General features: G+C 69.4%; 16 protein-coding genes. 7 read left to right on the top strand and 9 right to left on the bottom strand.

The window, feature by feature from the left end; genetic code table 11:
• Positions 1 to 84: 84 nt before the first annotated feature.
• Positions 85 to 1,419 carry an FAD-binding oxidoreductase gene (locus ACLJRM_RS36985; RefSeq protein WP_410665719.1) on the bottom strand — a complete coding sequence of 445 codons (1,335 nt, stop codon included), beginning with the start codon at positions 1,417 to 1,419 and terminating at the stop codon, positions 85 to 87.
• Positions 1,420 to 1,489: 70 nt separating this feature from the next.
• Here ACLJRM_RS36985 and ACLJRM_RS36990 point away from each other — a divergent pair, with 70 nt between their 5' ends.
• Positions 1,490 to 2,374 carry a LysR family transcriptional regulator gene (locus ACLJRM_RS36990; RefSeq protein ID WP_101610748.1) on the top strand — a complete coding sequence of 295 codons (885 nt, stop codon included), beginning with the start codon at positions 1,490 to 1,492 and terminating at the stop codon, positions 2,372 to 2,374.
• On the opposite strand, the gene ACLJRM_RS36995 is transcribed toward ACLJRM_RS36990, so the two are convergent.
• The 3 genes from ACLJRM_RS36995 to ACLJRM_RS37005 all read right to left on the bottom strand — a co-directional run bounded on the left by ACLJRM_RS36995 (position 2,343) and on the right by ACLJRM_RS37005 (position 5,002).
• On the bottom strand, positions 2,343 to 3,437 hold the full coding sequence (locus ACLJRM_RS36995; RefSeq protein WP_101610747.1) for a methyltransferase: 1,095 nt from the start codon (positions 3,435 to 3,437) through the stop codon (positions 2,343 to 2,345). The genes ACLJRM_RS36990 and ACLJRM_RS36995 overlap by 32 nt on opposite strands.
• A gap of 126 nt (positions 3,438 to 3,563) precedes the next feature.
• Positions 3,564 to 4,388 carry an NAD(P)H-binding protein gene (locus tag ACLJRM_RS37000; RefSeq protein WP_410665720.1) on the bottom strand — a complete coding sequence of 275 codons (825 nt, stop codon included), beginning with the start codon at positions 4,386 to 4,388 and terminating at the stop codon, positions 3,564 to 3,566.
• Complete coding sequence (locus ACLJRM_RS37005) at positions 4,385 to 5,002, bottom strand: hypothetical protein (RefSeq protein ID WP_410665721.1); 618 nt, start codon at positions 5,000 to 5,002, stop codon at positions 4,385 to 4,387. Before ACLJRM_RS37005 ends, ACLJRM_RS37000 begins: the two co-directional genes overlap by 4 nt.
• A gap of 120 nt (positions 5,003 to 5,122) precedes the next feature.
• On the opposite strand from ACLJRM_RS37005, the gene ACLJRM_RS37010 reads away from it, so the two are divergent.
• Positions 5,123 to 5,416: a MerR family DNA-binding protein gene (locus ACLJRM_RS37010; RefSeq protein WP_410665722.1), complete on the top strand. Its 294-nt coding sequence runs from the start codon at positions 5,123 to 5,125 to the stop codon at positions 5,414 to 5,416.
• Here the strand turns inward: ACLJRM_RS37010 and ACLJRM_RS37015 are convergent.
• From ACLJRM_RS37015 to ACLJRM_RS37025, 3 genes are read right to left on the bottom strand one after another with little or no spacing between them, the layout of a single operon-like run.
• Positions 5,406 to 6,626: an RNA polymerase sigma factor gene (locus ACLJRM_RS37015; RefSeq protein WP_410665723.1), complete on the bottom strand. Its 1,221-nt coding sequence runs from the start codon at positions 6,624 to 6,626 to the stop codon at positions 5,406 to 5,408. The genes ACLJRM_RS37010 and ACLJRM_RS37015 overlap by 11 nt on opposite strands.
• On the bottom strand, positions 6,614 to 6,982 hold the full coding sequence (locus tag ACLJRM_RS37020; RefSeq protein WP_410600294.1) for a YciI family protein: 369 nt from the start codon (positions 6,980 to 6,982) through the stop codon (positions 6,614 to 6,616). Before ACLJRM_RS37020 ends, ACLJRM_RS37015 begins: the two co-directional genes overlap by 13 nt.
• A 25-nt stretch (positions 6,983 to 7,007) precedes the next feature.
• Positions 7,008 to 7,898, bottom strand: a complete 891-nt coding sequence (locus tag ACLJRM_RS37025) for an SDR family NAD(P)-dependent oxidoreductase (RefSeq protein ID WP_410665724.1) — start codon at positions 7,896 to 7,898, stop codon at positions 7,008 to 7,010.
• A gap of 81 nt (positions 7,899 to 7,979) precedes the next feature.
• Here ACLJRM_RS37025 and ACLJRM_RS37030 point away from each other — a divergent pair, with 81 nt between their 5' ends.
• From ACLJRM_RS37030 to ACLJRM_RS37040, 3 genes are all read left to right on the top strand, one after another.
• Positions 7,980 to 8,534, top strand: a complete 555-nt coding sequence (locus ACLJRM_RS37030; RefSeq protein ID WP_410665725.1) for a TetR/AcrR family transcriptional regulator — start codon at positions 7,980 to 7,982, stop codon at positions 8,532 to 8,534.
• Positions 8,535 to 8,628: 94 nt separating this feature from the next.
• Positions 8,629 to 8,892 carry an SDR family NAD(P)-dependent oxidoreductase gene (locus ACLJRM_RS37035; protein WP_410665726.1) on the top strand — a complete coding sequence of 88 codons (264 nt, stop codon included), beginning with the start codon at positions 8,629 to 8,631 and terminating at the stop codon, positions 8,890 to 8,892.
• The gene (locus ACLJRM_RS37040; RefSeq protein ID WP_410665727.1) at positions 8,889 to 9,656 is read left to right on the top strand and encodes an SDR family oxidoreductase; all 768 of its coding nucleotides are present in this window, start codon (positions 8,889 to 8,891) and stop codon (positions 9,654 to 9,656) included. Before ACLJRM_RS37035 ends, ACLJRM_RS37040 begins: the two co-directional genes overlap by 4 nt.
• Positions 9,657 to 9,663: 7 nt before the next feature.
• On the opposite strand, the gene ACLJRM_RS37045 is transcribed toward ACLJRM_RS37040, so the two are convergent.
• The gene (locus tag ACLJRM_RS37045; protein WP_410665728.1) at positions 9,664 to 10,200 is read right to left on the bottom strand and encodes a TetR/AcrR family transcriptional regulator; all 537 of its coding nucleotides are present in this window, start codon (positions 10,198 to 10,200) and stop codon (positions 9,664 to 9,666) included.
• Positions 10,201 to 10,277: 77 nt separating this feature from the next.
• Between ACLJRM_RS37045 and ACLJRM_RS37050 the strand changes: the two genes are divergently transcribed.
• Together ACLJRM_RS37050 and ACLJRM_RS37055 are read left to right on the top strand one after the other, a co-directional pair.
• A complete protein-coding gene (locus tag ACLJRM_RS37050) occupies positions 10,278 to 10,772 on the top strand; it encodes a DoxX family protein (RefSeq protein ID WP_410665729.1) in 495 nt (164 codons plus the stop codon).
• Between the two features lie 51 nt (positions 10,773 to 10,823).
• On the top strand, positions 10,824 to 10,985 hold the full coding sequence (locus ACLJRM_RS37055) for a hypothetical protein (protein WP_158255717.1): 162 nt from the start codon (positions 10,824 to 10,826) through the stop codon (positions 10,983 to 10,985).
• A gap of 9 nt (positions 10,986 to 10,994) precedes the next feature.
• Here ACLJRM_RS37055 and ACLJRM_RS37060 read toward each other — a convergent pair whose 3' ends face one another.
• A complete protein-coding gene (locus ACLJRM_RS37060) occupies positions 10,995 to 11,702 on the bottom strand; it encodes a hypothetical protein (protein ID WP_410665730.1) in 708 nt (235 codons plus the stop codon).
• Positions 11,703 to 11,987 lie beyond the last annotated feature (285 nt).

An 11,987-nucleotide genomic window follows, 5' to 3' on the forward strand; every position in this document is an offset into this window, starting at 1 on the left:
GGCGGTATCGGCCCGGAAGTATACGGGTGCCGCGCACGGTGCCTTCGCCCCGGATCGGGGCCCTCCACCAGCGGATTCCGAAGATCACCCAGCGTCACGCGCGGGTTCGACGTTGTGCGTCAGCCGGAAACGGTTCGCCGGGTCGACGGCCGCCTTGATCCCGGTGAGCCGCCGCAGGTCCGCTGGGGAGTACACCTTGGACGCTTCCTCGTCCGCGCCGGTCTCGCCGTAGACGAAGGTCAGGAGTTTGCCGGTCGACCAGGGCTTCAGCGCGTCGAACAGCTTCCCGTGGGCGGCCCGGATCTCGGGGATCGCGACGTGGTCCACCACGGACAGTGCCCGGACGGTGAAGCGGGCTTCGCGGTCCCAGCCGACGCCGGGATGCTCGGGCGCGTCGGACAGCGCGCCGCCGAGCAGGTCCAGCAGGACGACGGTCGGCGCCGGGGCGTCCGGGCCGGCGTGCTCCAGGATCGCGTCGAGCATCGTGTCGTTGAGCTCGGACACGGTCGCGTTGTCGGCGCGGTAGCCGTGCGGGATCGGCGGCTCGTTCGCGATCTTGCCCGATTCGGTGAACGGGATCTCGGCGAGCGTGTCACCGAGCGTCTCGGCGGCGGCGCGCAGCGGGGCGACCAGGCGCTCACCCTCGGCGGCATCGCCGAGATAGGCGATCCGGATCTGCGCGACGTGCTGCCCGCGCAGCGGCTCGGGCACCACCGGCAGGTCCGGCATCGGGACCATGGCCAGCGACGACGTCATCTCGCGCGGCATCTCCGCCGCCCAGTCGCGCCAGGCGCGGATCACCGTGGCGAGTGATGCGGTGCCGAACTGCAGGCTGCCGCCGTACAACCGGGTGACCGGGACGAGCCGGAACTCGAGCGCGGTGACGATCCCGAAGTTGTCGCGGCCGCCGCGCAGCGCCCAGAACAGGTCCTTCTCGGTGTCCGGGGTGGCGCGACGGAGTTCGCCGTCGGCGGTCACGACCTCGATGGCGGTCACCTGGTCGGCGGCGAGCCCGTATTTGCGGCCGAGCAGGCTGAACCCGCCGCCGAGCGTGTAGCCGACGACGCCGACGCCGGGGAAGGATCCGCTCAGCGGCGCCAGCCCGTGTTCGGCGGCCGCTTCGATGACCGCGCCCCAGCGCACCCCCGCGTCGACCCGGGCGATGCCCGCGTCGATCCGGATCCCGGTCATGCGCTGGGTGGTGACGAGGACGCCGCCCTCGAAGGGGATGCCCACGCCGTGGCCGGTGGAATGGACGGCGACCGGGAGATCGTGCTCACCGGCGTAGCGGACGGCTTCGACGACGTCCGCGGCGGAAGTGGCAGCCACGATGACGTCGGGACGACGGGACACGGCGGTCTGGAAGCCGGCGAGTTCGGAGTCGTAATCGGAATCGCCGGGGCGGAGCATTGTGGTCATGAGACCAGGGTGGTCTCGATCCATTCAGAAGTCCAAGATCTGGTTTGTCTGGGAACTAGAATCATCGGTTATGGAACTGCGTCAGCTCGAATACTTCGTCGCGGTGGCCGAGGAGGCCAACTTCACGCGCGCCGCCGAGCGGCTGCACGTCGCTCAGCCCGGCGTCAGCGCCCAGATCCGCCGTCTCGAACGCGAGCTCGGGCAGCCGCTGCTCGACCGGTCGGCCCGCGCGGTGCGGCTGACCGAGGTCGGTGCCGCCGCGCTGCCGCACGCGCGGGCCGCGCTCGCCGCCGTCGCCGGGGTGCGGCAGGCGGTCGACGACCTCACCGGACTGGTCCGCGGCCAGGTCGCGATGGGCATGGTGTCCTCGCGCGGCCCGGTCAACCTGCCGGATCTGCTCGCGCGATTCCACGAGCGTCATCCCGCCGTGGACATCACGCTCGCCGAGGCGACCTCCGACGTCCTGCTCGCGGGGGTCGCCGACGGCCGGTTCGACATCGCGCTCATCGGGGTCTCCGGCGAACCGCCGCCCGGAATCGGTTTCGAGGTCGTCCTCGACGAGCCGCTCGTCGCCGTCTCCGGTCCGGACGATCCGCTCACCGCGCACGCCACGATCACGCTTTCGGAGCTGGAAAGCCGTTCGCTGGTGAGCCTGCCGAAGGGCACCGGCATGCGCGCGATCGTCGACGCGGCCTTCCTCGCCGACAGCGCGCAGCCGCGGGTGACGCTGGAGGCAGGCGACCCGAACGTCGTCGCCGAACTGGTCGGACGCGGGCTCGGCGTCGCGGTGGTGCCGATGTCGCTGGCGACGCACTACACGGAACTGCACGCCATGGAGATCACGCGGCCCGCCGGGCTGCGCGCGAAACTGGCGCTCGCCTGGCGGACGGAGGGGCCGGTCAGCCCCGCCGCCCGCGCGTTCATCAGTCAGGCGCGGGTGCTGCTCGGGTTGTGAGCCGCCACAGCGAGGTCACCTCCTTCGCGCGGGCGGCGTGCAGCGGATCGCGCGGGTCGGAGGCCCGTGGATGCCTCGGCCTGGTGTCCTCCCGGCCCCGGACTTCGAGCCCGGAACGTTCGAACGCTTCGAGAAGCCGCGCGCGCGTGCGCAGGCCCAGCAGTTCGGCGAGGTCGGAGAGGATCAGCCAGGCCTCCCCTCCGGGTTCGAGATGGCGGGGCAGCCGATCGAGGAAGGCGTGGAGCATCCGGCTTCCCGGGTCGTAGACGGCGCGTTCGAGCGGGGTGTGCGCCCGGGCGGGGAGCCAAGGCGGGTTGCAGACGACCAGTGGCGCGCGGCCCGGTGGGAAGACGTCCGTCTCGAGCGTTTCGAGCCCGCTGAAACCGAGGCGTTCGAAGTTCTCCCGCGCGCAAGCGAGCGCGCGGGGTTCGTTGTCGGTCGCCACCACGCGCTCGACCCCGCGACGGGCGAGGACCGCGGCGAGCACGCCGGTCCCGGTGCCGATGTCGAACGCCAGGTTCTCGGCGGGCAAAGGAGTTCTCGCGACCAGGTCGACGTACTCACCGCGGACGGGTGAGAAGACCCCGTGGTGCGGATGGATCTTCGCGCCGAGTGCCGGGATCTCGACGCCCTTCACCCGCCATTCGTGCGCGCCGACGACGCCGAGCAGTTCCCGCAGGGACACCAGTGACGCGGTTTCCGAAGGCCCGTACACCTCGGCGCAGGCGGTGCGGACGTCCGGACCGCGACGCAGCGGCAGGACGTGCCCGGGATCCAGCGGAACCAGCAGCCTGCCGAGCAGCCGTGCCCGGCGGGCTTGCAGGTTCCGCTGGTCTTGGAAGGGTTTCCCGGCCGCCGGCGCGCAGCGGCGGGACATCGCAGCCAGGAGGTTCCGCGCGTTCGGGTAGTCGCCGTGCCAGACGAGACCGGTGCCGGACTCGGCGAGCCGGAACGCCTCGTCGGCGGTGATCCCGTCGTCGACGTCGACGACGGTTCGAGGTGGTTTCGAGCCGACGGTGGTCAGCCAGCGCCGACCACCGTCCTTTATGGACAGCGGGTTCATGGTTTCCGTTCCTGGATTTCGCCCGTGGCGAAGAGACCCCACGGGCGTCGTACGTCGGGGGACGAGATCAGGAACGGCGGCTAGTGGACCGCCGAGGCATGAACCGGTGTCGACACGTACTCGATGCTACTGGAAATCGGCGGCGTGGTCGGCCGCCCAGACCTCGAAGTCCAGCGCCGGCCTGCCGGTGACGTCCTGGACGGTCGAGGTGATCTCGCTCGGTTCCGTCACCAGTGCCCGGAACCCGGTCAGGATCGTGTCGACGATGAAGTCCGGCATTTTGGCGAGCATGGCCGCGCGCGCTTCTTCCAGCGGGATCTCCTCCCAGCGTGCCGGGCGGCCCGCGGCCTCGCCGATGATCCGCACCTGTTCGATCTGCGTGATCGGCCGCGTGCCCGTGAGGGCGTACTTCGCGCCCGCGTGCCCGCCACCCGTCAGCGCTTCGACGGCCACCGCGGCTATGTCCTTCTCGTGGATCAGCGGCAGCGACGCCTCGCCGTACGCGCCGCGGACGACGCCGTCCGCGCGGATCGACGGTGCCCAGCCGAGGGTGTTGGCCGCGAACCCGTGTGGCCGCAGGAAAGTCCAGTCCACGCCCGCGGCTTCGATCGCCTCTTCGACGGTCCGGTGCCAGGTGCCGATGGGATTGTCCTGTTCCGCAAGGGAATCGTCGACGGCACGGGAGGAAAGGAACACCACGCGCTTCACCCGTTCGCCGAGCAGCGACACGGTCGGCACCAGTGCCTCGGCGGATCCGGCGAGCATCAGGAACACCGTGTCGACGCCGTCGAGCGCCGGTGCGATCGTTTCGGGTTTCGCCAGGTCGCCGCGGACACCGTCCGGCGGCGGGTTCCGGCTCAGCGGCCGGACCGGGACGTCCCGCGCCCGCAACCGGGCGACCACCTGCGCGCCGACGTTGCCCGTCGCCCCGGCGACCAGGATCGGCTTCATGCCGCCACCGCCGAGAGGATCGGGCGGTAGCGCTTGACCGATCCGCCCGCCGTCATGCCGGGGTAGGTCTGCACCTTCTTCCACACGCCGGTCGTGCCGACGCCGTCCGAGCCCGGCGCGGCGAGTGCGGCGAGGTGCGCCTCGGCGCTGGTCCACTCCGCGTAGTTCAGCACGCGGGTCCCGTCGGTGCTCACGTGGAAGAACCCCGAGATCCCGCCTTCCGGTCGTACGGGTTCCGAGTCCAGCGCGGTGAAGACGAGGTCGATCCAGTCCCGTTGCCGTTGTTCGTCGGGGCCCTCGAACTCGACCGAGACGACCACCAGGCAACCGGGCGCTCCTTCGTCCCGGTTCCCGCGATAGAGGCGGTACACGGGCGCGCCGTCCAGGTTCCGGATCGCGTCTTCGCTGGTCCACTGCTCGTAGGTGAAAGCGCCGTCGTGGTCGATGCCCTCGTAGGCGGTGAAGGAAACGAGGCCCTCTCCGGAGCGTGCCTCGAACGACGCTCGTGCCGCTTCGGCACTCGGCCACTCCCGCGCCACGGCCACCAGTTCCCCGTCCGGTGTCGGCCACTGTCCCTTGTGGATGGTCGTTTCGGAGATTTCCGGTTTCGTCATGCCTCCAGCATGAAACCTGAACAGGGGTTCAAGTCAAGCTAGGATGGCGCCCATGTCCGAACCGCCATCCGAACTCACCATCGGAGAGTTGTCGCGGCGCAGTGGTGTCGCCACATCCGCTTGGTCGCGTTCATCCGGGCGTCGCACCATCTGGGCATCCCGCTGGAGGTGATCGGTGGCGTGCTCGACTTCCTGCCGGAAGGCGCCGCGCCGGACCACGCGTTCTGGCAGCGCGCCTCCCAATGCTGGAGCGCCGAGCTCAACAAGCGCATCGAGCAGCTGGAGTGCATGCGCGACCGGTTCACCGAATGCATCGGCTGTGGCTGCCTGTCCTTCGAGCAGTGCGTCCTGGTCAACCCCGGCGACGTCCTCGCCGCGAAGGGCCCCGGCCCGGCGCGGCTGATCAGCGACTGACCGCGGCCAGTTTCCGTTCCAGCAGCCGTCGTTCGGCACTGTTGCCCGCTCGCCGGATCGCCGCGTCGTACTCCCGCGCCGATTCCACCCCGCGGCCGACGCGGTGCAGCAGATCGGCGCGGATGGCGTGGTAGAGGTGGTAATCCTCCAGATCGAGGCCGTCGATCGCGTCGAGTGCCGCTTCGGGGCCGTCCACCTCGGCCACCGCGACCGCCCGGTTGAGTGCGACGATCGGCGTCGGGTTCGCCGCCAGCAGCAGGTCGTACAGCCGGACGATCTGCGACCAGTCCGTGCTCCCCGTGTCGGCGGCGTCGCTGTGGACGGCGTTGATCGCCGCTTGGAGCTGGTACGGGCCGGGCTGGTTCCGCCGCAGGCAGGCGCGGACCAGCGTCTGCCCTTCGGCGATCAGCTCCCGGTCCCACCGCGACCGGTCCTGATCCGGCAGCAGGACGACGTCGCCGTCCGCGCCGGTGCGGGCGGCACGGCGGGACTCGGTGAGCAGCATCAGCGCCAGCAGCCCGGTGGCCTCCGGTTCGTCGGGCATGAGCCCGGTCAGCAACCTGCCGAGCAGGATCGCCTCGGCGCACAGGTCGTCCCGCACCAGCCGTTCGCCCGAACTGGCCGTGTAGCCCTCGTTGAACACGAGGTAGATCACGGCGAGCACCGACCGCAGCCGGTCCGGCAGGTCGGCGTCACCGGGGACGCGGTACGGGATCTTCGCGTCGCGGATCTTGCCCTTTGCCCGGACCAGCCGTTGCGCCATCGTCGTCTCGGGGACGAAGAACGCGTGCGCGATCTCGCCGGTGGTCAACCCGCCCAGCAGTTTCAGGGTCAGCGCGACCTGCGTGGTGAGGGCCAGCGCCGGGTGGCAGCAGGTGAAGATCAGCCGTAGGCGGTCGTCTCGCACCGGGCACACCTCCGCTGGTTCGTTGTCGGCGTTGAGCAGCGCGGCCTGGGCGTACTTGTCGTCGCGCGCGGCTTCCCGGCGCAACCGGTCGACGGCCTTGTTCCGGGCGGTCGTGATGATCCAGCCCGCCGGGCTCGGCGGTGGGCCGCTGGACGGCCAGCGGTCCACCGCCTCGGCGAAAGCGTCCTGGACCGCGTCTTCGGCTATGTCGATGCTGCCGAAGACGCGGACCAGCACGGATACCGCGCGGCCGTACTCTTCGGTGAAGACACGGCCGATGTCGTCGGTGGTCAGGGAACGCACGAAGGGTCTTCCACACCCTGGAACGGCCGGACCTCGACCGGGAGATAGGTGATCTCGGCGACCCGGGTGCCCCATTCGAGTGCGGCGTCCAGATCCGGCACCTCGACGATGGTGAAGCCTCCGAGGTGCTCCTTACCCTCGACGTAAGGACCATCCGTCATCGCGATCTCGCCGTTTTCCTTGGCCTTGAGCACGGTGGCCGTGGTCGGCGGGTGCAGCCCGGCGGCGAACACCCAGACGCCCGCGGTCTTCATCTCCTCGTTGAGCGCCTGGATCTTGCGCATCACCGGTTCGAGGACCTCCGGCGGCGGGACGGGGCCGTCGGGGTGGTAGAGGCTGATCAGGTACTGGGTCATGGCGTCCTCCTCAATCGAGCGGTTGTCACTGCCTATACGAAGGGCGCCCCGCCGATTCGACAGTCGCGGCGATCTTTCCTCGTTTCTTCTCGCCGCGCACATCGGCGCAGGTCAACCCTGGTCGGGCGTCGGCGACTTCGCGCAGGAGCCGTCGTGTCTCGGCGTGAAGGTGCTCGGCCTCGTCATGATCGACCTCGTCGAGGGGGAGTCGTTTGTCGCGCTGATACGCGCTCAAGGGTGCTTCGGGCCGGTTCCGGATGAGGTCGAGCATCGGCAGGATCGCTTTCTCGGGGGGTGTGCCCAGGAGTTTCGCGAGGACGCCGACCATCGCCCGCGAGGTCCTGCCGAGTGCGCCCTGGTGACTCGTGCGGACGAATCCCGGGTTGTAGAGCACGTACCGCACCTTTTCGGAGGCGAGCAGGTGCGCGGACAACAGGCCCATCCGGCGGCTCTGCAGATTCGCCGACTTCCAGGTGAAGTCCCGGGAAAGCTGGAAATCGTCCCACCGGATGGCGTCCTTCGGCGTGCCGGGGACGGTGGTGTCGAGGATCAGCGGCCGCTCGGCCGCGCCGAGCACCTCTTGGAGCTCCGACGCGAAGACGTGCCTGCTCAGGTAGTACAGCGCGAACGTGTGCTCGAAGCCCTCGCTGGTCAACTGCCGGTCTCGGTGGACGTACGCGGCGCCCAGCACCAGCGTGTCGACGACGGGGAAGCGTTCGGCGATCTCCCGGGTGGCGCGGAAGTTCTCGGACACCTCGCGCAGGTCGGCCCGGATGAAATGCGCGTCGCCCGTCAGTTCGCGGAATTTCGCCTCGCTGCGGCCGACCACGACGACGGTGTGGCCTTCGCGCAGCCTGTCGGCGGCCAGCGCGCGGCCGAGGCCGTCGGTTCCCCCGGTGATCACGATCGTGGACATGGTCTCCTCCAGTTCCGGAACACGTGTTCCGGAAAATCACCGTATCCGAAACAGGGGTTCCGGAACAGGTAGGATTCCTTCATGACCACTTCGCGGCGTCAACGCTGGGACGCGGCGCGAAACCGGGCGCAACTGCTGGAGGCCGCGCGCGAGTGCTTCGCCGAACGCGGTCTCGCCACCGACGTCCGGGAGATCGCGCGCCGGGCCGACGTCGGCGTCGCCACCCTGTACCGGCACTTCCCCGCCAAGGACGACCTGGTCAGAGCGGTTCTGGAGGACGACGTCGCCGAATGGGAGGCCGTCTCCGAGAGTGCGAAAGCGGCCGAAGACGCCTGGGAGGGGATCAGTCTCGTCGTCGAGCGGACGTTGGCGATGATGGCCCGGCACCGGGCGTTCCTCGACGGGCTCACCGTCACCGAAGGCGCTCTCGACGCCTGTCGCGCGCACCTCGCCGAGAGTCTCGACGGCCTCGTCGAACGCGCGCGCCGTCAGGGACGGCTGCGGGACGGCATCACTTCCGCGGACATCGGCCTGCAGATCCTCGCGCTCGGCCGGATCGTCGAACTGACCGCCGGACAGGGCGACGACGTCTGGCGCAAGCACGCGGCGCTCGTCCTCGGTGCGCTCGAAGCCTGACTGGTACTGCCGGACCCAGGCTGAACAGACCGTGTCATCTCTCCTCGTGGGCCGGTTACCTGGTCTCAGAAAGAGTCCACAGAGGAGAGACAAGATGACGAACATCCAGGCACGGCACGAGAACAGGGTCGCCGTCGTCACCGGTGCATCCAGCGGGATCGGCGAGGCGACCGCACGGCGGCTCGCCGCCTCCGGCGCGGCGGTCGCGCTCGTCGCCCGCCGCACGGACCGGTTGGAAACGCTCGCCAAGGAGATCGACCAGGACGGCGGTACCGCGCTCGTCCTCGCGGCCGACGTCGCCGACGCCGGGGCGATTTACCTGGTCTCAGAAAGAGTCCACAGAGGAGAGACAAGATGACGAACATCCAGGCACGGCACGAGAACAGGGTCGCCGTCGTCACCGGTGCATCCAGCGGGATCGGCGAGGCGACCGCACGGCGGCTCGCCGCCTCCGGCGCGGCGGTCGCGCTCGTCGCCCGCCGCACGGACCGGTTGGAAACGCTCGCCAAGGAGATCGACCAGGACGGCGGTACCGCGCTCGTCCTCGCGGCCGACGTCGCCGACGCCGGGGCGATGCGGGCCGCTGCGGCCGAGGTCGAAGCGAAACTGGGGCGCGCGGACCTGCTGTTCAACAACGCCGGCGTGATGCTGGCCGCGCCGATCGACGAACTCGCGACCGGCGACTGGCAGCGCATGATCGACGTCAACATGACGGGCCTGATGAACGCGATCGGTGCGTTCGTCCCGCACCTGGTCGCTTCGGCGGCCGAAAAAGGTGTCGCCGATCTGGTGAACACGTCGTCCATCGGCGCTCAGGGCGTCTTCCCGTCCTTCGCCGTCTACGCCGCTTCGAAGGCGTACGTGACGCACCTGTCGAGGAACCTTCGTGCCGACCTCGGCCCGAAGAGCGTGCGGGTCGCGGCGATCGAGCCCGGTCTGGTGGAGACGGAACTGCAGGGGCACGTCACCGACGCCGGCGCGCTGGAGTGGCTCGACGGCATGCGCGACACGCTGACCTGGCTGAAGGCGGACGACATCGCCGAGACCGTGGCGTTCCTGACCTCGCTCCCGGCGCGGGTGAACCTCCAGCAGGTCACCATCGTGCCCACGTCGCAAGCCTGAGCCGCGTTCAGGGGAACAGGATCCGGGCGATCGCGCGGGCGGCGGTGTCCGGATCCTCGAGGTGCTCGGCCCGCAGCGCGCCGGTGAGCCACAGGTTCGCGAAGCCGTGCATCAGCGACCACGCGGCGACTCCCGCCATCGCGTCGTCGCTGACCGCCGACGCGCCGCTGGTCAGCAGGCCACCCGCGCGGTCACGGGCGGCGGCCAGCGCCGGATCGTCCTCTCGATGGAGCTCGGGGCGGAACATCACCTCGAAATGCGCGCGATGCTCGATCGCGAAGCGCACGTAAGCCACCCCGACCTCGACGAAGCCGCGCTCGCTCTCGGCCGCGAGTGCGTCCGCGAGCAGCCCGAATCCCTCGGCGGCCAGCGCGGTGAGCACGCCGGCCTTGTCGCCGAAGTGGTGCACCGGCCCGGCGTGCGAAACCCCCGCGCGCCGGGCGAGGTCGCGGAGGCTGATCCCGGCCGGGCCGTGTTCGGTGACGGCCGCGACGGCGGCGTCGAGCACGGCCCGCCGGAGGTCGCCGTGGTGGTACGGACTCATGAGGATGAATCTAGTCATTGACAAGATGGCCCGCAACGGCGCATCTTGTCAGTGGAAAGTTTCGCTGCTCGGAGGGCATGCTCATGGATCCCGGTCTGGTACCCGTTCTGATGCTGGTCGCCGTCACGGCGACGTTGTTCCTGCTGGGGGCCGTCGGCGTCCAGCGGCTGAAGCCCTGGCCGGTGGCCGTGCGCGGCGGCGTCGCGGCACTGTTCGTCACGACCGGGCTCGCGCATTTCATCGGCATGCGCGAGGAGCTCATCGCGATGGTGCCGCCCGCGTTGCCCGCGCCGGGGTTGCTGGTCACCGTCACCGGCGTCCTCGAACTGGCGGGAGCCGCGGGAGTGCTGTGGTCGCGCACGGCGCCATGGGCCGCCGCCGGACTGACTCTCCTGCTGTTGGGGATGTTCCCGGCGAACGTCCACAAGGCGTTGAACGGGCCGGTGACGTCGGTGATGGACGAACTGGTGCCGAGGAGCCTGATGCAGGTGGTCTTCCTGGCCGCGACGGTGTCCCTGGTGGTGTTTTACGCGCGTACGCCGAACAGACCCTTTGCCCAAAGGAGACCTTAAGTCTTTCCCAAGTCCGGGCTCCGGTCCCGAGAACGGCCCTACCATCTGAGAATGAAGATCTCATTGTGGATCGGATTCTGTGGGCTGTGCATCCTCGCCGGGCACATGCTTCTCGGCGCTGTCGGTCTCGTATTGCTGATGAGCTGCCTCCCGGCGGGGCGCGACCACGAATCCGGTGACAGGGCGGGAAAAGCGCCCGCGCGACTGGCCTGAGGGAAACCCTCAGCCCAAGGTGCTCGCGAAAGCGAGCGCGCCCAGAACCGGGACGGTGATCGCCGTGAGCAAAACCGTCTTCCGGCTCGGTTTGGGACTTTCCAGTAATACGCGGATACCGGCTGGGACCAACGCGACACAAAGCCCGGCGGTGCCGATGATCGACACGATTTCGGTACCCTTCAGCACGCCGAGCGGCAGAAGTCCCATCGTCGCCAACCCGATCGACTGGACGACGCCGAGCACTTTCGCGCGATAGGTGGCGAAAGCGAGTACGTACCAGCCGAACATGATGGTGAACGACAGGAAACTGAACAGATGCAGATCCTGGTACGACTCACTGACCACGCTTTCGGCGAAACCGGCGCCGCGCCGCTCGGCGAGTCCCAGCGCGGCCTGGTCGATCCCGGCGTGGAAAGTGCGCTCGAAGAGTCCTATTAGGACGAACAGACCGCCCCAGGCGGCCAGCGCGGGCTTGGTCCGGCCGATCCTCGTGGCGAGCGCGAGGATCGCGGGCCACAGCAGGACGTTGCCCGCCAGGAAACACGTGTAGGCGGCGGTCATCAGCGCCGGATGGTCGCTCATCGCCCTGAGCTGGTCGGGGAAGAAGAAGTTGAAGCGTGACCGCAACAGCGTTCCGGTGAGTAGCAGGACCGGGCCGAGGACCATCGAGACCGCGGTGACGCGGCGGCCGGGGAAGACGTAGTCGGTTTCCATGGTGGTGAGCTTGCCGCGTAGGGGCGCGTGCTCGGATCGGCTTGAGGTCTGTTGTTCGGGCTCAGACCGTGGGTGGACTCTTGGGTGGGCGTGGCCGGTTTTCGGCGATGGCGCTTGGAGTGGGGGTGGGGTGGCGGCTGACCGGGAGCGGTTGCCGGTTTTCGGCAATGGGCTTAGAACGGTGGTGGTTCTTCGGTTGTCGGGCGGGGTTGGTGTAGTGGTGGTGGGGTGCTGTCGTGGCTCTGTCCGGTGGGGGTGGTGATGGTGAGGGTGCCGTCGGGTGCG

This window comes from Amycolatopsis sp. lyj-84 (genome assembly GCF_046549075.1).
In the GTDB taxonomy this organism is placed as follows: domain Bacteria; phylum Actinomycetota; class Actinomycetes; order Mycobacteriales; family Pseudonocardiaceae; genus Amycolatopsis.

What these genes read in the sequence shown, in the direction of transcription:
- ACLJRM_RS36985 (WP_410665719.1), bottom strand. Translation starts at nt 1,419, where the DNA reads ATGACCACAATGCTCCGCCCCGGCGATTCCGATTACGACTCCGAACTC.
- ACLJRM_RS36990 (WP_101610748.1), top strand. Translation starts at nt 1,490, where the DNA reads ATGGAACTGCGTCAGCTCGAATACTTCGTCGCGGTGGCCGAGGAGGCC.
- ACLJRM_RS36995 (WP_101610747.1), bottom strand. Translation starts at nt 3,437, where the DNA reads ATGAACCCGCTGTCCATAAAGGACGGTGGTCGGCGCTGGCTGACCACC.
- ACLJRM_RS37000 (WP_410665720.1), bottom strand. Translation starts at nt 4,388, where the DNA reads ATGAAGCCGATCCTGGTCGCCGGGGCGACGGGCAACGTCGGCGCGCAG.
- ACLJRM_RS37005 (WP_410665721.1), bottom strand. Translation starts at nt 5,002, where the DNA reads ATGACGAAACCGGAAATCTCCGAAACGACCATCCACAAGGGACAGTGG.
- ACLJRM_RS37020 (WP_410600294.1), bottom strand. Translation starts at nt 6,982, where the DNA reads ATGACCCAGTACCTGATCAGCCTCTACCACCCCGACGGCCCCGTCCCG.
- ACLJRM_RS37025 (WP_410665724.1), bottom strand. Translation starts at nt 7,898, where the DNA reads ATGTCCACGATCGTGATCACCGGGGGAACCGACGGCCTCGGCCGCGCG.
- ACLJRM_RS37030 (WP_410665725.1), top strand. Translation starts at nt 7,980, where the DNA reads ATGACCACTTCGCGGCGTCAACGCTGGGACGCGGCGCGAAACCGGGCG.
- ACLJRM_RS37035 (WP_410665726.1), top strand. Translation starts at nt 8,629, where the DNA reads ATGACGAACATCCAGGCACGGCACGAGAACAGGGTCGCCGTCGTCACC.
- ACLJRM_RS37040 (WP_410665727.1), top strand. Translation starts at nt 8,889, where the DNA reads ATGACGAACATCCAGGCACGGCACGAGAACAGGGTCGCCGTCGTCACC.
- ACLJRM_RS37045 (WP_410665728.1), bottom strand. Translation starts at nt 10,200, where the DNA reads ATGAGTCCGTACCACCACGGCGACCTCCGGCGGGCCGTGCTCGACGCC.
- ACLJRM_RS37050 (WP_410665729.1), top strand. Translation starts at nt 10,278, where the DNA reads ATGCTCATGGATCCCGGTCTGGTACCCGTTCTGATGCTGGTCGCCGTC.
- ACLJRM_RS37055 (WP_158255717.1), top strand. Translation starts at nt 10,824, where the DNA reads ATGAAGATCTCATTGTGGATCGGATTCTGTGGGCTGTGCATCCTCGCC.
- ACLJRM_RS37060 (WP_410665730.1), bottom strand. Translation starts at nt 11,702, where the DNA reads ATGGAAACCGACTACGTCTTCCCCGGCCGCCGCGTCACCGCGGTCTCG.